This is a genomic window from Azospirillum lipoferum, assembly GCF_024170005.1.
Classification (GTDB): Bacteria; Pseudomonadota; Alphaproteobacteria; order Azospirillales; family Azospirillaceae; genus Azospirillum; species Azospirillum lipoferum.
Genome location: NZ_JALJXJ010000022.1, coordinates 63,353 through 84,456, shown reverse-complemented (window position 1 = coordinate 84,456; position 21,104 = coordinate 63,353). Strand labels below are relative to the sequence as shown.

Here is a 21,104-nt window from a genome sequence, read left to right as displayed (position 1 = left end):
TCGTCCACGCGGGGTAACGCCGCCACAGTCCGACGCTCCGAATGAGCGGCGTTCCCGAATGGCGGAAAAGGCTATGCTCCCGGCGGCGGTACGCTCCCCGGCAACGGGCGGCGCACGGGTTCGTGCCCATTCCCATGGCAAGGGGCTGCCGCGACTACGAAGGATGGAACGCCGTGACGAAGACCGCGCCCTCGACCGCAAGCCATACAGACCGCCGACCCGCCGGCCGGTGGAGGCGCCGCCTCAAGGCGACCGCCCTGACCGCGGCGCTGCTGACCGCCCTCCCCTTCGGCGGCATGCAGGGGGGCGGTGCGCAGGCGGAAACCGGCAAGCGTGTGGCCCTGGTCATCGACAACGGTCGCTATACCGCACTCAACAGCCGCTCGGACCAGGCCGCCGGCAACGCGTCGGCCATGGCGTCGGCATTGCGCAGCGCCGGCTTTTCAGTGACGCGGGCCGACAATGTCGGGCGGGTCGCCATGGAGTCGGCATTGGAGCGCTTCCGCGAGGCACTGTCCGGGGCCGACCTCGGCTTCGTCTACTATACCGGCCTTGCCGTCGGGCTGGGAGAGCGGGAGTTCCTGCTGCCGGCCGACGCCGCCCCAACCGGGGCGGAGGATCTGCCGCGCGCCGCCCTGGATCTGGACGGCCTGCTGAGCGATCTGCGCGACAGCGGGCGCAAGGCCGTTGTGGTGATCGACCCCGGCGTCGCCGACGCGCTGTCCCAACGGGTCGGCGGCGGCGCGCTGGGCACACCGATGGAAGCGGACGGCCTGTTCGTCGTCTACGCCCACCGTCCGGGCGTGCCGCCGGTGCCGCCGAAGACGGCCAAGGGACCCAATGCCTTCACCGCTGCGCTGGCACGCGAGATGGTCAAGCCCGGCGTTGCATTCCGCGATTCGCTGGCGGAGGTGGCGCGTGCGGTCGCCGAACGCAGCGACGGTCGCCAGTTGCCCTGGCTGCAGGACCGGCTGGGCAGCAATCTGGTGCTGGTCCCGGCCGTCGCCGCCGCAAAGCCGCCGGCCACCCCGCCAACCACTCCTCCGACGGCGCCCGCTCCCTCCGCCACCGCGCCGAAGGAACCACCGGCGGTGACCACCCCCAGCCTCCCGCCCGGCGAGTATGAAATGGCGAAGGCCGGTGTCCTGTTCGACCGGCCGGCCGTCGGCGCCCGCGGCGTCGCCCAACTGGCGGCCGGCAGCGCCGTGACGGTGCTGGAGTCCGTGCCGGAAGGAAGCTGGCTGCGCGTGCGCGACTCGGCCGGCCGGACCGGCTATCTTACCGCGGGAGCGCTCGCCGCCCGCTGGGCCGACCCATCGCCGCAGGCCGCCCGCGCCCGTGGCCCGGTGGAGGCCGGCCCCTCCTTCGGCGATCCCGGTATGGAGCAAGGCATGGAACTGCCCACCGCCGGCAACTCCGACCCGATCCAGACGGAGCGGCCGCGCGGCTTCGCCGGCGCCGCGCCCGGCACCGGCTTCTCCACGCCTGACGGCCCGGCAGTGGAGGCGGAGCAACAGGCGATGCGCGCGCTGGGCGACGCCCGCACCGCGGCGGAGCGGGCACGCAGCCGTCCCGACAGCCGTTACTGGAGCTACGGCTTTTCCGGCGGCGACCGCTATGAGGGGACTTGGGCGCAATCCTCGTCGAATGCGGGAGCTAACCCGGCACTGGGCCGACCGATCCGCCAGGGAACCGGCGTCTACCGCTTCGTCAATGGCCAAACCTATGAAGGAGAATGGTCGGGCGACCTGATGTCTGGCTTCGGCGTGATGACCTTCACCGACGGCAGCCGCTTCGCCGGGCGTTTCCGCGACGGTCAGCCGGACGGCCCCGGCATCTTCCACTACGCCAACGGCGGACAGAGCGCCGGGATGTGGCGCGGCTCCGTCCGCCTCGACCAGTAAGGGATGATCAGCCAGTAAGGATCAGCGCGGCTTCAGCGCCTCCACCACCTGCACATGCCCCTGCAACGCGCCGAGAGTCAGGGCGGAATTGCCGTTGGCATCCATGCGGTAGGGGTTGGCGCCGCTGTCCAGCAGCAGCTTCGCCACCGCCTCGTGCCCGTTGTTGGCCGCATACATCAGCGCCGACCAGCCATAGGCGGTGGTGCGGTCGACCATCACCCCGCGCTGGATCAGCGTGCGCGCCACATCCTGGTGGCCGCGGGCGGCGGCGGCCATCAGCGCGGTCTTGCCGTCGCTGTTGGTGGTGTCGAGGTCGGCACCGCCATCGGCCAGCGCCCGGACCACCGCGTCATGCCCGCCCCAGGCGGCATACATCACCGCCGTGGCACCGTCGGAGGTCCGCAGGTCGGTGCGGGCGTGGCGGTCAAGCAGCACGCGCACCGCATCGGCCAGCCCCTGTTCGGCCGCCATCATCAGCAGGGTCTTGCCATTGTCCAGACGCGTGTCGGCACTGGCGCCGGCCTGGAGCGTCCGCGACAGCTCCGCCGGGTTGCGCAGCAGGGCCAGAACCGACTCGCGGTCCCCCAGTCCCGGCGTCGCGTTCACCGGCGCCGCGGAGCTGCCGGGCGCAGTACCGGAGGCGGTCCCGGTGGCCGGGCCGGTTGACGGGCCCGTATAGGTCCGCTGTTCGCTCGCCGCGCGGATGCGCTCGGCCAGATCGGGGCTGTCGGGCGAGATCATCTGTGCCCGCTCGTAGAAGCGCTTGGTCTCCGACCAGTCACCGTCGCGTTCGGCCAGCATCGCCCAGCGGCGATAGGTGTCGGTCATGGTGGTCAGCAGTTCCGCCGCCTCCGGCGAGGTCGGCGCGATCTGGCGGATGCGCTGCACCGTTTCATAGGCGTTGTCGCCCGGCGGAGTGGTCAGGCGCTTGCCGGCGATCTGGCGGCGGGCCTGATCGACCATCGCCCGCACCCGCTGGGCGGTATCGACGTCCGGGACCGTGGGCTGCGGCGGCGCAGCCGGAACCGCGGCGGTCGCCGACGGATCCTCCAGCGGCGGCAGCGAAGCGATGCCCGGTGCCGCTTCCGTGTTACCGGTCGCGGAGGGTTTGGCGGCAGCGGTCGGTTGCTGTTGGGCCGGCTGCTGTTGGGCCGGCGGCAGGGCCGCGGTTTCGGCCGGTGCGGCAGCCTTCAGGGCGACAGTCGAAGTGGGCGTCGCCGCCGGCTTCGAAACCGTCTGGGTGCCGGCGGCAGGCGGCGGCACGACAGTCGCCTGGGCCGTCACCTGCGTGGTCGGAGCCGCCACCGCAGTGGACGGGGTGACCGCAGATGAGGCGGGCAGTTCGGGAGCGGGCGCGACCGGCACATTGGCGGCATGCTGCCGGTCAACCGGTGCCGCGGCTCCGGTCAGCCCCTGCACGGTCCGTTCAACCGCATCGCGCGCCTTGATCCAGCCCTCTTCGACCATGGCGAGCGCACGGTCGGGGAAGGCACCCGGCACCGCGGTGGCGATGGCCGCACCGGCAGCCCCCAGCAGGACCAGCGTGGTCAGCGCCGCCCCGGCGTAGAGCGCGGTCCGGCGCGGCGCCCGCATGGCGCCGCCCTGACCGCCGTCCGGAGACCAGCCCTGGTCCGGCCCCGCCATTGGCCCGGCACCACCGTCGGTCCAGTCCCGGCCATCTTGCAAGCGGCCATCTTGCAAACGGTCGTCCTGCCGGCGCTCCTGCTGCTGCCAATTCTCCTGCTGCCGCCCAACCGACCAGTCGTTGGCAGGCGGGATCGCGGCGGGCTGTGCCGGAGGCTGCTGAGGCTGGGGCGGAACCGACAGCATCGGCACGGGCCTGGGTACCGGCGGAACCTCCCGCACGTCTTCGGCGAAGCCGCCACCCGCCGTCATCCGGTAGATCACGCCCATGTCGCGCAGCTCGTCCGTCAGCCCGGCGCGGGCCAGCGTTCCTTCCAGCTCGGGCGTACCGCACAGCAGCACCTGCATGAAGCGGCCGGCCGGCGTTTCCGCCCTGGTCAGGTCGACCAGATCGGCCAGCACCGGCGGCGCCAGCACGGCGGCGTTGTCGACCGCCAGCAGCCCGGCCCCGGCAAGCTCAAGCCGCTCTTCCAGCGCCGCGATCAGAGTGTCGAAATCGGCCTCGCCGTCTTCCCCCGGCATCAGATCGGGCAGCGCGCCGGTGCCGGCGGCGGACACCAGATCCTCGATCTCCGCACCGACCGACGCGGCGACCGGCAACACCATCGCGCCATCGGCCTCGACATGCTCGACCAGTTGGCGGAACAGGGCGGGACGGCCCGACCCGGCGTCGCCGACCAGAACCAGAAGCCTCTTGCGCGCCAGAAAGGCCAGGACCAGTCCATCGCGGATCTCGTCCGCCGTGACGCCGGCGGACTCGGAAACGGGATCGTGGTGGCCCGGAGCGGCGCGCCGGGCGCGCGGGGAGTGTTTCGGGGCAGAACGGTCCATGGACATCTCAAGACGCCGATCAGTGAAGGATGCGCTGATGAGACTCTAGTGATGCGCCCCCCAAGCCCCGACGGAGCAAAGGGCGGTTACCCCCTCTCTTCCGGGGTGGGTGAACTGACCCTTCCGGCACGAAAGCAACCCTGGTCCGCCGGACGGGGGAGGGGTATAGGGTTGCCCCCGAAAATCGGTCATTTCCTACTATCCGGACGGCGACAGGCATGCGAATCGGAATCGATTTGGGCGGCACCAAGATCGCGGCCGTGGCGCTGGGCCGCGATGGGACGGAGCTTGCCCGCAACCGTCGCCCAACCCCCCGCGGCTATGAGGCGACGCTGGATGCCCTGGCGGAGACGGTGGCCGCCCTGGACCCGGCAGGAGCCGGGGGGATCGGCATCAGCCTGCCCGGCGTGGTCGATGTCGCGGCCGGACGGGTGCACGCAGTCAACCTGCCCTGGCTGGAGGGGCATTCCTTCGCCGCCGACGCGACGCGGCGGATCGGCCGGCCGGTGCGGATCGCCAACGACGCCAACTGTTTTACCCTGTCGGAGGCAACGGACGGGGCGGCGGCCGGAGGCGGATCGGTGGTGTTCGGCGTCATCCTGGGTACCGGGGTCGGCGGCGGCATCGTGGTGGACGGCCGCATTCTGCCCGGCGCCAACGGGCTGGCCGGCGAATGGGGCCATGCACCGCTTCCCTGGCGCGAGGGGGCGGACGGCCCGCCGGTGCCCTGCGGCTGTGGCAAGACGGGCTGCCTGGAAACCATGCTGTGCGGCGCCGGGCTGTCGCGCCTGCACCGCCATCTCGGCGGCGAGACGCTGGATCCGCCGGAGATCGCCGCCCGCGCCTTGGCAGGTGATGCCGCCGCGGCCCGAACCCTGGCCCATCATGCCGATGCGCTGGCCCGCGCGCTGGCGCCTGTGGTGAACCTGCTGGATCCCGACATGGTGGTGGTCGGTGGCGGCCTGTCCGCCCTGCCCGGCCTCTGCGAGGCGGTAACACGGCGTTGGGGTGCCTGGACCCTGACGACCGAGCCGCGCACCCGGATGGCGGTCGCGCGCCATGGCGCGGAAAGCGGCATGCGCGGCGCCGCCCGCCTGTGGCCGGACTGAACGGTCCCGACCCTATGGCACCATTTTCGAGAGGGCAACCGCAACCAACGGTCACGGGATGGCACGGGACTTGCGCATTCCCTGGTCAGACCGAACGGGGGTACGCCCATGATGCGGAAAAAGTTGGGGACGCGAGGCACCGGTAACAGCGTTCATTTGCATTTTGCAAACCGGAACGCGACACGGGCCGGGAAGCCGGCGATGCGTTTGCATTCTGCAAATGATCCCGGTGACAATGATCGGACTGCCGTCCAGGGCACCAGCCACCATCTGGAGCATGCCTGTGCACGGTTGCAGGATGCGGCTGTCGAATTGGAGACGGTTCTGGCCACCCTGCCCGGCGACGAGCAGGCCGACCTGCACGAGGCCATCGGTTCCATCATGGAGACGCTGCAGCTGATCGCGTCCGCCCATGCCCGGCTGGAACCGCCCATCGCCGCCGACTGACACTCTTTCCAACTGATCGGTGCCATGAAAAAAGGGCGGCCCGACGGGACCGCCCCTTTCGCACTTCTGATCGGCAATGCCGGAAGCAGCAGGCGCCCGAATCAATCGGTGATGGTCTGCCAGAAGAAGAAGGCGACGGCGAGGACCATGATGGCGATGTCCATGGGAACGGCTCCTGTGGAGGACGGCGGATAGGTGTTTCGCTCCGATCTATACGACAGTTCGGACGCGGGCGGCAGTGCTTCCGTTCTCCTGCGACGGTTTTTCACTCTCCCGCCTGTTCTGGCGGCGGTCCGCGACAAAAAATTCCGGCATACGGACAAAGCCTGCGGGATCGGGAATACGGCGACCGGCAGGTCGCATCACGCCTGCCGGAGCAGACGGACAGGATCGGACCGCCATGCTCGATGACTCTAACCCAATGTGATCAAAAGATTTTTTGGAGCCGCCAAACTGCCGCCCCCTGTCTTCCGGTCGGGTCCGACGGATCGGCAATCCCCAAGCGGCGCGGATCCGGAACCGGAAAACTGCAGAGCTATGACTTTTGTCAGGGGTTGCCTTCCCCGGGCGGTTTCTGGCAAGAAAAAGGCCGCTGGAAACAGCGGCCTTGAGTTTAGGGAGGAAACGCCCAAGAAGGGCGAAGCAGCAATCGCTTGCTGCACTGCAACAGTACCAGAACCCGGGGGTACTGCAACCCCCAAAGCCGGCCCCTGCGTGGGGCCGCAGCTTTTGGAGGGATCTGTTGCGGATCGGCCACAGCCGAACCATTCCTTTTGCCGAACCGGAAGCCAGTGCTGCGTCCCGGCCGTTACACAACGGCGGCGTGCCGGCCCCGGTCCGCTGCGTTCCGACCGACAGCGGCGCTTGAGGATCCGGCCTTGCACCTCTCTCCCCCATCCGCTCTCGCGGCGTTCGACGCCTTCACCGCATCGCTGGGCGACCGCACCCCCGCCCTTTTCCTCGACTATGACGGCACGCTGGCCGCCATCGCGCCGCGCCCCGAACTGGCGGTGATGCCCGTCGAGGCGCGCACGGTGGTCCAGCGACTCTCGGCGCTCTGCCCGGTCGCCTTCGTCAGCGGCCGTGACCTGGATGATCTGACCACGATGGTAGCGGTGGACGGGCTGGTCTATGCCGGCAGCCACGGCTTCGACCTGCGCGGGCCGGAGTTGCGCCGGCAGGTGGGAGTGGAGTACGTCCCCGACCTCGACACCGCCGAAGGGCAACTGCGCGACCGGCTCGGCGGCATTGCCGGCGCCCTGGTCGAGCGCAAGCGCTTCGCCATCGCCATCCACACCCGCCAAGTCGCTCCGGCCGAAAAACCCCTGGTCGCCGACGCCGTCCGTGCCGTGGTGGAGGCCCAGCCGCGTCTGCGCATGACCGGCGGCAAGGAACTGTTCGAGCTTCGCCCCAACCTGCCTTGGGACAAGGGCCGCGCCGTCCTGGCCTTGCTGGAGGCGCTGGGTTTGGAGGGGCCCGGCACCCTACCGATCTACATCGGCGACGATGAGACCGACGAGGACGCCTTCCGCGCACTGGCGAGCCGGGGAGATGGCAGGGGGATCGGCATCCGGGTGATGGAGGAACCGGCGGAGACGGCGGCAGCCTGGAGCCTGCACGACCCGACGGAGGCAACGGCCTTCCTCGGCCGGCTGGCGGACTGGCTGGCGCAGGGGTGAGGTCGCAGCCGCCTGCGAACGCCCCCTCCCCCATTCACCAACCCTAAACCCTCGCCCCCCTATCCTGGCCGCTCAACCAGCCGGGCAGCGCGTCATGGACATCGGATCGGCCACCTCCGCCACGCCGTACCGGCCGCAGGCCAGCGCCGTCGACGGCTTGCAGGATGCCCAGGCCCGCACCGAAGCGGCGTCGGAACAGATCGCGTCCGGCAATCTGGACCCGGCCGTGGTGCTGGACCTGACCTCGGCCCAGGTGGATTTCGCCGCGAACGCCAAGGTGCTCCAGGCGACGCAGGAGAACAGCCGACGCCTGCTCGACATGCTGGCTTGAGAACAGCCGAGGCTAAATCAGCGGGGCTTGTTCGGCCCGTAGATCTTCGGCTGGCTGAAATTCAGGTGGTCGAGAAGCCCCTGGGTGGCGCAGCCGTCCACCGGCAGCTTGGCCGCACGCTGATAGGAGCGGATCGCCGTTCGGGTGCGCGATCCCATCTTGCCGTCCACGGACCCGGCATTGAAGCCGTGGTCGTTCAGCGCTTCCTGGGCACCAGAAATGAAGGCCCGGCGCATCTCGTCCGGCAGATTGTCCGTATCGCAGGCGGCGAAGGCCGGGGTCGCCAGCAGCATCGCGCCGCACAGCATGGCGCCGCTCAGGGCCGGAAGAAGACGTCTGTTCATGGATCGGTTGCTCCGAATCGTTGGGGCGACAGCCTGTTGAAACAGCCGAGCCCACACTTTCATTCCGAAGGGGGGCATTCCAGATACGCGCCGAATCGAAAAGGGCGGCCGCAAGCGACCGCCCTTTTCAACATTCCGGCCGGTCAGCCCCCTGCGGCGTGCGCGTCGTCGCTCTGCCCCTTGATGCGGGAGGCGAGTGCGGCCTCCAGGAAGGGATCGAGCGCGCCGTCCAGCACCGCCTGGCTCTGCGAGGTCTCCACCTCCGTCCGCAGATCCTTCACCATCTGGTAGGGGTGGAGGACATAGGACCGGATCTGGTGGCCCCAGCCGATGTCGGTCTTGGTAGCCTCCAGCGCGGCGGCGGCATCCTCGCGGATCTTCAGCTCGCGTTCGTACAGGCGGGCCCGCAGCATGTCCCACGCCTTGGCGCGGTTCTTGTGCTGCGACCGTTCCTGCTGGCAACTCACCACGATATTCGTCGGGATGTGCGTAATGCGCACCGCCGAGTCGGTCTTGTTGATGTGCTGGCCGCCGGCACCCGACGCCCGGTAGGTGTCGATGCGGCAGTCCTTCTCGTTGATCTCGATGTCGATCTTGTCGTCGATCACCGGGGAAATCGAGACGGCGGCGAAGCTGGTCTGACGCCGCGCCTGGCTGTCGAACGGGCTGATGCGCACCAGACGGTGCACGCCGGCCTCGGTCTTCAGCCAGCCATAGGCGTTGTGGCCCTTGATCTGCACGGTGGCGGATTTGATGCCGGCCTCTTCGCCCGGCGTCTCGTCCAGCCATTCGGTCTTGTAGCCGTGTTGCTCCGCCCAGCGGGTGTACATGCGCATCAGCATCAGCGCCCAGTCCTGGGCCTCCGTACCGCCGGCGCCGGCATTCACCTCGACGAAACAGTCGTTGGCGTCCGCCTCGCCCGACAGCAGGCTTTCGATCTGCAGCTTGTTGGCGCGGTCGCGCAGGCCATAGAGCTGGGCCTCCGCATCGGCGACGACGGTGGCGTCGCCTTCCGCCTCGCCCATCTCGATCAGCTCCAGGCTGTCGGACAAGTCACGCTCCAGCGAACGATAACCGGCGACGGAGGTATCGAGCTGGGTGCGCTCGCGCATGATGGTCTGGGCCCGCGCCGGGTCATCCCAAAGCTTGGGATCCTCGGCGAGGTTGTTCAGTTCGTCGAGACGCCGCAGTGCATTGTCCCAGTCAAAGATGCCTCCTCAGCAGCGCCAGCGATTCTCTGATCTCGCCGGCGGCCGCTTCGATCTCGGCCCGCATGGCGGTGCCTCCTCGTCAGCCAGAGTTGAAAGGTTTGTCGGCTGCATATGTAGCCGCTCGCCCCCGGCCTTGCACCCCCTTAATGAGCACCCACTTGCCGGCCGGGACTCCGCACCGGGATGGCTTGCCACTTTCGAGTATGGCCGAGCCCCTGCTTGGGGGTCCTAGCCGTTTGGAATCATAGGACCGGTTCATTTCAGAGTACGTCCCATATCCGGGCCCACAACCCTACCGCGGCGGCCGGGATTCCCCGAAATCGAGCTTATCTTCTGCGGCGCAATTCGCCTTTCTTGCGCGAATGGACCGACGCGCGATCACCTCTGCCGGGGGCACGATGAGCTTCACCAGCCTGAATTTCCTGCTGTTCATCACCGTGTTCAGCGCCGGCTTCATGGCGCTGGCCCGCACGCGCGCCTTCACGCCCTTCCTGCTGGTGGCCAGCTACATCTTCTACGGCTATTGGGATTACCGGTTCTGCGGGCTGCTGGCGCTCAGCACCTTCATCGACTTCTATTGCGGGTTGAAGATCGCCGATTCGCCCGACCGCAGCACCAAGAAGATGTATCTGTTCATCAGCCTGGGCGCCAACCTGGGCATGCTGTTCTTTTTCAAATACTACAACTTCTTCGCCGACAGCGCCGAGATCGCGCTGGCCTCGCTGGGGGTGGAGATCGGACGGCGGACGCTCGACATCCTGCTGCCGGTCGGCATCTCCTTCTACACCTTCCAGAATCTCAGCTATGGCATCGACCTCTACACCGGCGAGGTGAAGGAGCCGGAGCGCTCCCTGATGCGCTATGCCACCTTCGTCGCCTTCTTCCCGCAGCTGGTGGCCGGCCCGATCGTGCGGGCGCGCGACCTGCTGCCGCAAATCCAGCAGCGCCCGCGCGATATCCCCTTCCAGGAGCGCTTCGCCGGGCTGGAAAAGGTGATCTGGGGCTATTTCCTGAAGATCGGGCTGGCCGACAACGCCGCCGTGGTGGTCGACGCCCGCTTCCACCAGCCGGAGTTCTTCAACGCGCTCCAGCATGTGATCGGGCTGTTCTGCTTCTCTCTGCAGATCTACGGCGACTTCGCCGGCTATTCGCTGATCGCCATCGGGCTGGCGCAGATCTTCGGCTATACCATGTGCGAGAATTTCGCCCGCCCCTACTTCGCCACCGGCATGCGCGATTTCTGGCGGCGCTGGCACATCTCGCTGTCCACCTGGTTTCGGGACTATCTCTATGTGCCGATGGGTGGCAGCCGCACACGCTGGCTGCGCATCCGCAACGTCGTCATCACCATGCTGGTCTCCGGCCTGTGGCACGGCGCCAACTGGACCTTCGTCCTGTGGGGGGCGATGCATGGCGGCCTGATGCTGGTGGAGGACGGCATGCGCCGGCTGGCATCCCTCAGCCCGGTGCGGCTCAGCGGCCCGGTGCTGGCCGCCGGGCGGCTGGTGATGATCGGCCTCGTCTTCATCGTGGTGACGCTGACCTGGCTGCCCTTCCGTGCCGACAACCTGCAAACGGTCTGGACCATCCTGGGCATCATCGCCCACGGCGATTTCGGCCTTCAGCAGGGCAACCAGCAGGCCAGCTCGCTGATCCGCGTCGCCGTCACCGGCCTGATCGTTCTGCTGGTCGATGCGCTGGTCGAGCGCGGCGCTGGCCGCCGCTATGCCGGGACCAATGTGGTGGCCCGCTCGATGGCCTGCTCGGCCCTGATCCTCGTGATGCTGCTGTTCGGCAGCTTCGCCAACCACGCCTTCATCTACTTCCAGTTCTGACCGGACGGAGACCTCCCCATGTACCGCCTTCTGGCTTGCATCGCGCTGATCCTCGCCACCGTCACGGCGATGGACCGGGTCCTGGCCTCGGCGCTGGGTGACCTGCTGCTGCGCTCCAGCGATCGCTTCATGACGGTCTACCGCCCGTTCGAGCCGGAGGCCCAGCCGGCAGCCAAGCCGCCGGCCAAGCAGGAGGAGCGGTCGAGCACCCTGATGGTGAAGGCCGCCCTGACGACGGAGCCCCGCCCGGCCAATAACCCGGTCAGCAGCCCGGCCAGTGGTCCCGCCGACGTGCTGGTGCTCGGCAACTCACGGGCGGACAATCATTTCCCGGTTTCCGTGCTCCAGGACATGACCTGCGGCCGGGCGCTGAATCTCGGGATGGGCGGGGCGCCGACCGTCCTGTCGGCCCTGCTGTGGGACGATTATGTCGAGCGGCACGGCGCGCCCCGCCTGCTGGTGCTGGAGCCGACCGGCGTTGTCGACAACCCGCATGATCTGGCCGACCTGCCGCTGCTGGCCTACTACTCGCCGCGCATCGACGCCTTCGTCCGTCAGGAAAACCAGGAGCTGTGGATGGCCAACCACGCCTTCAACCTGATGACCTTCAACAACAACCAGACCATGCGGCTGATCGCCGGCCTGGTGAAGCCGGCCGCCGACCGCACTCTGGTGGGCGCCATCCCGGAGCCGATGAAGGTGCAGCTCGCCGCCGCACCCGAAGAGATGATGACCGCCGACGACGCCAACTGGCAGGCGCTGGACCACATCATCCGCAGCGCCCAGGCGCAGGGTACCCGGGTGGCGGTGGTCATCACCCCCTATTTCCCGACCTACGCCGGCAAGCTGAAGAATTTCGACGCCTTCTTCGCCGATCTGAAGGGCCGCCTGCCCGCCGGCGTCACCGTGATCGACGCCCGCCGCGCCGTGGACAAGGACGAGCTGTTCATGGACGCCCTGCACGTCAACGAGGATGGCGTGCGCGCGATGTTCGCGGCGCTGGAGCCCGACCTGCGCCCGCTCGGCAACTGCCCGGTCGATGCCCTGGCATCGCTGACCGGGGCGGGGAATACGACGCATTGAGCGCCGCAATACAATCCCTCAGACGAACAGAAAAAGGGGCGCCCGCAATGGGCGCCCCTTTTTCATTCAGCTCAATATTCTTGCGGCTCAGTAGAGCCCGCCAGTTCCCAGCGTCGCCGCCGCCGGCGGGGCCGGGACGCCCGGCTGCGGCGTACCGAAGCCGGCGGTGGCGTTCGGGTCGCCCATCATGGCGCCGGAAGCCTGCGAGGAACCGTCCAGCACCACCTGCGGCTGGTCGGGGTTGGGTTCGGTCCCCGGCAGGAAGGCTTCCCAGATGGCGCGGTTGTCGCCGAACTGAGCCAGCTGGCCGTTGGCCGGGTTGACGCGGACGAGGCGCAGGCCCGGCGGCACGCGGAACGGCGTCGCCGGCTTGTCCTTCAGCGCCACCTGCATGACCTCCTTGAACACCGGCACCGCTGCGGAACCGCCGGTCTCATGGCCGCCCAGCGACCGCGGCTGGTCGAAGCCGATGTAGGTGCCGACCACCAGATCGGGCGAGAAGCCCATGAACCAGGCGTCGTGGCTGTCGTTGGTGGTGCCGGTCTTGCCGGCCAGCGGTTTGCCCAGCGACTTCAGCGCAGCCGCGGTGCCGCGCTGCACCACGCCTTCCAGGATCGAGACGATCTGGTAGGTGGTGCGCGGATCGTTCACCTGCTCGCGGGTGTCGGGCACGGCGGGAACCGCCATGCCGTCCTTCCAGCTGACGTTGGTGCAGCCTTCGCACGAACGGTTGTCATGGCGGAAGATGGTCTTGCCGTTGCGGTCCTGCACCCGGTCGATGAAGGTCGGCACCACCCGCTTGCCGCCATTGTCCAGCATGGCATAAGCGGTGGCGAGCCGCAGAACCGTCGTCTCGCCGGCACCCAGCGACATCGGCAGATAGGGCTGGAGGTTGTCGACGATGCCGAACTTCTCGACCAACGCCTTGACCTTGTCCATGCCGATCTGCTGGGCGAGGCGGACGGTCATGACGTTGCGCGACTTCTCGATGCCGACGCGCAGCGGGGTCGGGCCGTAGAACTCGTGACTGTAGTTCTCCGGCCGCCAGACCGGCTGCCCGCCGCCCGGATCATAGGAGAAGGGGGCGTCCATCACCAGCGACGACGGGGTGAAGCCCTGGTTCAGCGCCGTCAGATAGACGAAGGGCTTGAAGGACGAACCGGGCTGGCGCAGCGCCTGGGTGGCGCGGTTGAACACGCTCATTGCGGGGGAGAACCCGCCGACCATCGCCAGCACGCGGCCGGTGTGCGGGTCGAGTGCCACGAGACCGCCCTGCACCTGCGGGATCTGACGCAGGCCGTAGCTGCCCGGCGGCAGCTCCTTGGCGGCCGACTTGTCGTTCTTCTTCGCGGGCTTCTCGTCTTCGTCCTTGGCCGGCGGGCCGCTCACCGGCTCGACCAGCAGGATGTCGCCCAGCTTGGCGACGTCAGACGGCTTGCGGATCGCCGGACCGGCGACGTCACCGTCCTTGGAGGCGCGGGCCCAGCGCAGTTCGGACAGCGGGATGCGGCCACGGCTGCCGTCGGCCAGCCCGATGTCGAGCCCGTCGGCCTGATCGTCCTTCAGCACCACCGCCAGCTTCCAGCCCTCCGCCCCGGCGGGCGGCGGCATGGCGGCCAGCTTCTTCGACCAGTTGTCGAAATTCTCCATCTTGGCGACCGGGCCGCGCCAGCCATGGCGGCGGTCATAGGCGATCAGCCCGTCGCGCAACGCCTTGGTGGCCGTCGCCTGCAGCACCGGGTCCATCGAGGCGCGGACCGACAGCCCGCCCTCATACAGCGCCTGCTCGCCATAGAGCTTCACCAGCTCGCGCCGGATCTCCTCGGAGAAATATTCGGAGGTCACCACCTCCTGCTCGTCGCGCTTGCGGGTGACCAGCGGCCGGCCCTGCGCGGCCTTCGCTTCCTCCGGCGTGATGTAGCCGTCCTCCGCCATGCGGCCGATCACCCAGTTGCGACGGGCGACGGCGGCGTCATGCTGGCGGTCGGGGTTGTAGTTGGACGGCGCCTTCGGCAGCGCCGCCAGGAAGGCGACTTCCTCGATGCTCAGCTCGTCCAGCGCCTTGTTGAAGTAGTTCAGCGCCGCCGCCGCCACGCCGTAGGAGCGGTTGCCCAGGAAGATCTCGTTCAGATACAGCTCGATGATGCGGTCCTTGGTGAAGGCCTGCTCGATGCGGACCGCCAGGATCGCTTCCTTGATCTTGCGGGCGAAGGACACCTCGTTGGTCAGCAGCATGTTCTTGGCGACCTGCTGCGTGATCGTGCTGGCGCCCACCGGCCGGCGCTCGCGGCCGAAATTCTCGATGTTGGTCAGGATCGCGCGCAGGATGCCGATCGGGTCGACGCCCTGGTGGGCATAGAAATTCTTGTCCTCGGCCGCCATGAAGGCATTCATCACCATGCGCGGCATGGCGTCGATCGGGACGAAGATGCGCCGTTCCGACGCGAATTCCGCCATCAGACGCCCGTCGCCGGCATAGATGCGCGTGGTCACCGGCGGCTCGTAATTGGCCAGCTTGGTGTAGTCGGGCAGGTCGTGGTCGTAATGCTGGAACAGGAAGACCAGCCCCCCGGCGCCGGCGAGAACCAGCATCACGAAGGCCATCAGCAAGGACAAAAGAAGGCGCATGACCAATCCCGCAAGAAACGACGAAGGGCACGGCCGAGGCCCGCCCATTTCCGGGGCCGGACCGCGAGCCATGCCTGACAGGGCGGCGCATCCTACACCGCCACGCCGCGAAGTGCCGCCCCCGTTCCCGTCATGTCAGGAAAATGTGACGCGCAGAGGGCACGTGCAAGAAATCGCCGACGCAGAAGGGGTAAGCCCCCTCCCTTTCAATGCCACGCCTCAGCTGCGCTGCGATCCATGCAGCCAGCGGAAATAATTGTCGATGGTGCGGGCCAGCCCCTTGCCCAGCCGTTCGCGGTGCGCGCCGGAGGTCAGCAGACCGACATCCTGCCGGTTCGACAGGTATCCCATCTCGATCAACGCCGACGGCACGTCGGGGGCGGTCAGCACGGCGAAGCCGGCCTGCCGGTGTGGCCGGTTGGAGATCAGCGGCACGTCGCGCCCCAGCGCCTGCAAGGCCAGCGTCGCAAAGCGCTTGGAATGGTTCATCGTGTCGCGCTGGGCCAGATCGATCAGGATGTTGGCGACCAGCTGGTTCTCGCCCGACAGGTCGAGCCCGACCAGCGCGTCGGCCCTATTCTCCTTGGCGGCCAGCATTTCCGCCTCGCGGTCGGAGGCCTTGTCGGACAGGGTGTAGATCGACAGGCCGCGCATGTCGCCGCTGCTGATGCTGTCGGCATGCAGTGAGATGAACAGGTCGGCGCCCGCCTCGCGCCCGATGGCGACGCGGTCGCGCAGGCGGATGAACACGTCGCTGTCGCGGGTCAGCTTCACCCGGTAGCGGCCGGTCGCCTCCAACTGGCGCTTCACCTCCTTGGCGGTGGCGAGCGTGATGTCCTTCTCATAGATGCCGCCGACGCCGATGGCGCCGGGATCCTGGCCGCCATGGCCAGGGTCGAGCACGATCAGCGGCTTTTCCGCCACCGTCGGCGGCTTGTTCTCCGGTGGCGGCGGGGCGGCGGGCAGAGCGGCCGGGATCAACTGGGCCGGCGGGATCGGCGGCAGCGGCACAAAGGGCGGCGGGGCCGAGACGGTGGACTCGGTGGCCGCCGGCGGCGAAGGCTGCGGGGCCGGGACCGGCGCCGGAACCGCCATCGCCGACGAGAGGATGGACGACATCGTCAGCGAGCCCTTGCCGCCGACCTCTTTGGTGTCCTTCCCGCCGGCGGCGAGCTGCCGGAACTCCGCCGGCGTCGCCTTTTCCAGGTCGAGGACGAGGCGCGGCTGATGGCCGTCGCGCGCCGGGATCATATAGCCCTCGCGCAGCCGGGCCGGGCCGACCGTCTCGAAGGTCAGCCGCGTGCCGCGCGGCCCCCCGGCATGGTGATAGCGCGCGACCACCCCCTTGCCCTCCACCGGCAACGAGCCGCCGGGCCAGATCAGGTCGGGCAGATCGACGATGACGCGGTAGGGATCGGCCGCCACCGACACGCTGAAGGACACGGGGTCGCTCAACTCCAGCACGAAGCGGGTCTTGTCCGGGTGGATGCCCAGCCGGGCGTCGACCACCGCCGTGCGCGGCGGCGCCGACGGCAGGGCGGCCGTGGTCTGCGCCATCGCCGTTGCGGTCATCATCCCGGCCGCGCCGAAGCCCAGCAGCACCATCGCCAGCAGAAACACCCCAAGGACACGGACGACCCACCCATGCGGCGAATGGACGGAACGCGGCAGGTGGTCGGGTGCGGTGGTGGTCGGCAGGCTGGGCGGCCGTGGCATCAAATCTCCTCGGCGGCAGAAGAGGCGCAGTGAAAAGAGGCGGCTGATGACCAGCTATAGCCTAGCCAATTCAACGCTCTCAACGCGGATCGTCAGGCTGCGAGTCAATTCCGGCCGGGGGTGCCGTTCCTGCAACAGTGAGTGTGGCTGCAAGCGTCGGCATGGCAGCGGCGGCACCCGGACAGGCCGTCAGGGTGGAAGCGCGCAGCCCCGCTTCCCCGCGATCAACTTGTTCACCGAATCGCCGCATTTCCGCGTTGTGCAAGAGGGATCGCTTGTCTATGGTATCTTTGCGACAGACCGCAATTCGCCAGACCAGGGTCGGACTCCCAAGGTGAGCGCCGATTCGCTGATCCCCGGACATCGATCCCATCGAGCCAAAGGTCAGCCGATCGCCGGTCACGGGGCCGACCAAGAGGCTGCGGCGTCGCCCTCGACACCGCCTGTCCGGCCATTTGCGCCGGAGGGACGTCGCGGGTGGCGCGTTCGGGTTGGCGGTGAGAGGACGAAACCTCGAAGCTGGCTGTGGCCGCAAGGCGGCAGCCCGGCGCGTGTCGACCGGGCCGTCCTGGCTGCTCTCGTCAGCGCCGTTCGGCGGTTCCGGTCCGTCGTGCCGTATGCTTCGCCCACAACAGACGCTGCGTCCAGGCGGCCCGACCGGTCGCGCGGGTTCCCTGGGTCGCGCCGTTGAGGAACGTATATGGCCAAGCGCATGCTGGTGGATGCCACGCACCCGGAAGAAACCCGGGTCGCCGTGGTCAATGGGAACCGGCTGGAGGAACTCGACTTCGAGATCGCCAGCCGCAAGCAGCTGAAGGGCAACATCTACCTGGCGAAGGTGACGCGGGTCGAGCCTTCACTCCAGGCGGCCTTCGTGGAATATGGCGGGAACCGCCACGGCTTCCTCGCCTTCTCCGAAATCCATCCCGACTATTACCGCATTCCGATGGCCGACCGCGAGGCCCTGCTGGCCGAGGAACGCCGGCTGGAGGAGCAGGCGGAAGCCCGGGCCGAGGCCGCCGCCGACGGCGCCGTGATGGCCGAGCCAATCCGCCCCGAGCAGGTGGTCGAGGAATGGTCGCCGATGCCCTCCCCCATCGCGCCCGAGGCGTCGGATGAGGAAGACGGCGACGAGAACGGCGACGATGCCGAGGCCGGTGAAGAGCAGGCCGCCCCGTCCGCCGCCGCTCCCGACACGCTCGGCGGTGACGAGGACGAGGAGGCGGAAACCCAGCGCCGCCGCTCGCGCCCGTTGCGCTCTTACAAGATCCAGGAAGTGGTGAAGCGCCGGCAGGTCATGCTGGTGCAGGTGACGAAGGAAGAGCGCGGCAACAAGGGTGCGGCGCTGACCACCTACCTGTCGCTGCCCGGCCGCTACTGCGTCCTGATGCCGAACACCGGCCGCGGCGGCGGGATTTCCCGCAAAATTACCAACCCGGCCGACCGCAAGCGCCTGAAGGAAATCCTGTCGGATCTCGACATTCCCGACGGCATGGCGGTGATCCTGCGCACCGCCGGGCTGGAGCGCTCCAAGCCCGAGATCAAGCGCGACCTGGAATATCTCCTGCGCCTGTGGGACGACATCCGCGAACAGACGCTGAAGTCGTCGGCGCCCTGCCTCATCTATGAAGAAGCGAACCTGATCAAGCGGTCGATCCGCGATCTCTACGCCAACGACATCGACGAGATCTGGGTCGAGGGCGAGGCCGGCTTCCGCACGGCGCGCGAGTTCATGGACATGCTGATGCCGGGCCATTCCCAGCGTGTCCAGCTGTACCGCGACACCCAGATCCCGCTGTTCCACCGCTATCAGGTGGAAACACAGATCGACGCCATCCACAGCCCGGTGGTGCAGCTGCGCTCCGGCGGCTACATCGTCATCAACCCGACCGAGGCGCTGGTCTCCATCGACGTCAACTCCGGGAAGTCGACCCGCGAGCGCAACATCGAGGAAACCGCCTACAAGACCAACCTGGAGGCCGCCGACGAGGTGGCGCGCCAGCTGCGTCTGCGCGATCTGGCCGGCCTGATCGTCATCGACTTCATCGACATGGAGGAGCCGCGGAACAACGCCGCCGTCGAGCGCCGCATGAAGGAGGCGATGAAGAACGACCGGGCACGCATCCAGCTCGGCCGCATTTCCGCCTTCGGCCTGCTGGAGCTGTCGCGCCAGCGTCTGCGTCCGTCGCTCTTGGAGACCAACTTCGAGCGCTGCCCGCACTGCTCGGGCACCGGCGTCGTCCGTTCGGTCGAATCCGCCTCGCTGCACGTCCTGCGCGCCATCGAGGAAGAGGGCATCCGCAAGCGCTCGGCCGAGATCACCATCTTCGTCCCGACCTCCATCGCGCTCTACATCCTCAACCAGAAGCGCGGTGAGCTGGCCAAGATCGAAGAACGTCACGCCTTCAGCGTGATGGTCCAGGCCGACGATACGCTGATCGCCCCGGATCACCGTCTGGAACGCAACAAGGCCCGCCTGCCCGACGAGGACGGACCGCTGGTCAGCGCCGACCGCGTGATGGCCGAGACCGACCGTGCGCTGGCCGCCGAGCCGGTCGAGACGGTGGAAGAGCCGGAAGCCGAGACCGAGGCCGTTCAGGTCGAGGAGACCGGCGAGCGCGCCGAAGCCAACGGCGACGGCAATGGCGAGGATCGCCGCCGCCGCCGCCGCCGCCGCCGCGGCCGTGGCCGTGACCGCGAGGAAGGCCGGACCGAGGGCGATAGCGCTGAGGGCGAGTCCGAGACCGACGAGGCGGATCAGGACGGCGTGCAGGACGGCGACGAGAGCGCCCTGCCGGTTGCCGCCGAAGCCATCCCCAGCGCCGCCATCTCCGAGCCCGAGAGCGACTCCGCCGGCGCCGAAGGCGACGACGGGGACGAGGATGACGGCGAGGACGAAACCGGCGCCGATGCCGGCGAGCGCAACGGCGATGGTCGCAAGAAGCGTCGCCGCGGCAAGCGCGGTGGCCGTCGCCGGTCGCGCCGCGAAGGTGCGGAAGGGCTGGAGGGCGGTGATGAGACCGCTGACCAAGAGTCCGCCGCCGCTCCGGTTCAGGACGTTCCGGCGCAGATCCCGGCACCGGCCGAGGCGAGCGATCTCGACTGGATCCTGGCCGGCGAAGCCGCTCCGGCGGTCGAGGAAGCTCTGGTTCCGGTGATCGCCGCCGAGCCGCCGGTGACCACTCCGGCCGAAGCCGCCAAGGCGCCCGCCAGGAAGGCGTCGCGCAAGCGCAAGGCCGCTGCCGAAGCTCCGGCCGAGGCTGCAGCTCCGGCGGTCGTCGCTGAAGCCCCGGCCAAGGGACGCAAGCGCAAGGCCGCCGCCGCGGTCGAAGCGCCGGTGGAAGCCGTTGCCGAAGCGGCACCCGCCAAGAAGGCGTCGCGCAAGCGCAAGGCCGCTGCCGAGGCTCCGGTCGAAGTTGCCCCCGAGCCGACTCCGGCGCCCATCGCCGAAGCCCCGGCCAAGGGCCGCAAGCGCAAGGCCGCCGCCGCAGTCGAGGCGCCGGCGGAGACCGTTGCCGAAGCGGCGCCCGCCAAGAAGGCGTCGCGCAAGCGCAAGGCTGCCGCCGAGGCCCCGGCCGAGGTTGCTCCCGACGCCGCTCCGGCCCCGGCTCCCGAGCCGGCTGCGACTACGGCTAGCAATGAGGCCGACGCCGATGCCAAGCCGCGCCGCGGCTGGTGGAAGCGGTAAACCGAACGGCCCAACCGGGACCTCTGGAACGGGAAAAGGCGCCGCAAGGCGCCTTTTCCTTTTCCCGGACGTTATCATCCCTGCCACAGGACAGGTCGGACCATGAGCAAGGCCTTCACCCGCGAGAACGACACGCAGGACGACGACGATCACGACGATCCGGCACCGTTGCCGCAAGGCTTCAAGAACTACATGACCCCGCCCGGCTTCCAGCGCATGCAGGAGGACTTGCGCCACCTGCTGCGGGTGGAGCGGCCGAAGGTGGTGGAGGTGGTGTCCTGGGCCGCCGGCAACGGTGACCGATCGGAAAATGGCGACTATCTCTACGGCAAGAAGCGCCTGCGCGAGATCGACCGCCGCATCCGCTTTCTGAACAAGCGGCTGGAATCGGCAGTGGTGGTCAATCCGCAGGACCAGAAGAACCGTGAGCAGATCTTCTTCGGCGCCACCGTCACCTACGCCCGCGAGGATGGCTCCGAGAACACCATCACCATCGTCGGTGCCGACGAGGTCGACCCCGACCGCGGCCATGTCAGCTGGATCTCCCCGATCGCCCGCGCCCTGCTGAAAGCGCGGGAGGGCGATCTGGTGGATGTGCGCACCCCGGCGGGGATGGAACAGGTGGAAGTGCTGGAAATCAGATACGCGGAATGA

14 protein-coding genes are annotated in these 21,104 nt (G+C 68.5%); 9 read left to right on the top strand and 5 right to left on the bottom strand.

The window, feature by feature from the left end; all coding sequences use genetic code 11:
* Positions 1 to 173 precede the first annotated feature (173 nt).
* Positions 174 to 1,904 (top strand): caspase family protein, encoded by a 1,731-nt coding sequence (locus J2848_RS32885; protein ID WP_246194374.1) that lies wholly within the window; start codon positions 174 to 176, stop codon positions 1,902 to 1,904.
* 21 nt (positions 1,905 to 1,925) lie between these two features.
* Here J2848_RS32885 and J2848_RS32880 read toward each other — a convergent pair whose 3' ends face one another.
* The gene (locus J2848_RS32880; RefSeq protein ID WP_149234808.1) at positions 1,926 to 4,379 is read right to left on the bottom strand and encodes an ankyrin repeat domain-containing protein; all 2,454 of its coding nucleotides are present in this window, start codon (positions 4,377 to 4,379) and stop codon (positions 1,926 to 1,928) included.
* 218 nt (positions 4,380 to 4,597) lie between these two features.
* On the opposite strand from J2848_RS32880, the gene J2848_RS32875 reads away from it, so the two are divergent.
* The 4 genes from J2848_RS32875 (at position 4,598) to J2848_RS32860 (ending at position 7,945) form a co-directional block, all read left to right on the top strand.
* Positions 4,598 to 5,488 (top strand): ROK family protein, encoded by an 891-nt coding sequence (locus tag J2848_RS32875; RefSeq protein WP_149234809.1) that lies wholly within the window; start codon positions 4,598 to 4,600, stop codon positions 5,486 to 5,488.
* A gap of 201 nt (positions 5,489 to 5,689) precedes the next feature.
* Entirely contained in the window at positions 5,690 to 5,935 is a 246-nt protein-coding gene (locus J2848_RS32870; protein WP_246194376.1) for a hypothetical protein, read from the top strand.
* 878 nt (positions 5,936 to 6,813) lie between these two features.
* Positions 6,814 to 7,614 (top strand): trehalose-phosphatase, encoded by an 801-nt coding sequence (otsB, locus tag J2848_RS32865; protein ID WP_149234811.1) that lies wholly within the window; start codon positions 6,814 to 6,816, stop codon positions 7,612 to 7,614.
* Positions 7,615 to 7,708: 94 nt separating this feature from the next.
* Positions 7,709 to 7,945 carry a hypothetical protein gene (locus J2848_RS32860; protein WP_149234812.1) on the top strand — a complete coding sequence of 79 codons (237 nt, stop codon included), beginning with the start codon at positions 7,709 to 7,711 and terminating at the stop codon, positions 7,943 to 7,945.
* 17 nt (positions 7,946 to 7,962) lie between these two features.
* Here the strand turns inward: J2848_RS32860 and J2848_RS32855 are convergent, their stop codons facing one another.
* On the bottom strand, positions 7,963 to 8,289 hold the full coding sequence (locus J2848_RS32855; protein WP_149234813.1) for a peptidoglycan-binding domain-containing protein: 327 nt from the start codon (positions 8,287 to 8,289) through the stop codon (positions 7,963 to 7,965).
* 143 nt (positions 8,290 to 8,432) lie between these two features.
* A protein-coding gene (gene prfB / locus J2848_RS32850) for a peptide chain release factor 2 (protein WP_149234814.1) occupies positions 8,433 to 9,564 on the bottom strand; the annotation gives its coding sequence in 2 pieces (ribosomal slippage) (positions 8,433 to 9,494 and positions 9,496 to 9,564; 1,131 coding nt in all).
* 334 nt (positions 9,565 to 9,898) lie between these two features.
* On the opposite strand from prfB, the gene J2848_RS32845 reads away from it, so the two are divergent.
* Both J2848_RS32845 and J2848_RS32840 read left to right on the top strand, forming a co-directional pair.
* On the top strand, positions 9,899 to 11,335 hold the full coding sequence (locus J2848_RS32845; protein ID WP_149234815.1) for an MBOAT family O-acyltransferase: 1,437 nt from the start codon (positions 9,899 to 9,901) through the stop codon (positions 11,333 to 11,335).
* 18 nt (positions 11,336 to 11,353) lie between these two features.
* Positions 11,354 to 12,418 (top strand): SGNH/GDSL hydrolase family protein, encoded by a 1,065-nt coding sequence (locus tag J2848_RS32840; RefSeq protein WP_149234816.1) that lies wholly within the window; start codon positions 11,354 to 11,356, stop codon positions 12,416 to 12,418.
* 87 nt (positions 12,419 to 12,505) lie between these two features.
* On the opposite strand, the gene J2848_RS32835 is transcribed toward J2848_RS32840, so the two are convergent.
* Both J2848_RS32835 and J2848_RS32830 read right to left on the bottom strand, forming a co-directional pair.
* Complete coding sequence (locus J2848_RS32835) at positions 12,506 to 15,046, bottom strand: penicillin-binding protein 1A (protein WP_149234817.1); 2,541 nt, start codon at positions 15,044 to 15,046, stop codon at positions 12,506 to 12,508.
* A gap of 219 nt (positions 15,047 to 15,265) precedes the next feature.
* Positions 15,266 to 16,762, bottom strand: a complete 1,497-nt coding sequence (locus J2848_RS32830) for an N-acetylmuramoyl-L-alanine amidase (protein WP_149234818.1) — start codon at positions 16,760 to 16,762, stop codon at positions 15,266 to 15,268.
* Between the two features lie 700 nt (positions 16,763 to 17,462).
* Here J2848_RS32830 and J2848_RS32825 point away from each other — a divergent pair.
* Entirely contained in the window at positions 17,463 to 20,450 is a 2,988-nt protein-coding gene (locus J2848_RS32825; RefSeq protein ID WP_149234819.1) for an Rne/Rng family ribonuclease, read from the top strand.
* A gap of 102 nt (positions 20,451 to 20,552) precedes the next feature.
* Entirely contained in the window at positions 20,553 to 21,104 is a 552-nt protein-coding gene (greB, locus tag J2848_RS32820) for a transcription elongation factor GreB (RefSeq protein WP_149234820.1), read from the top strand.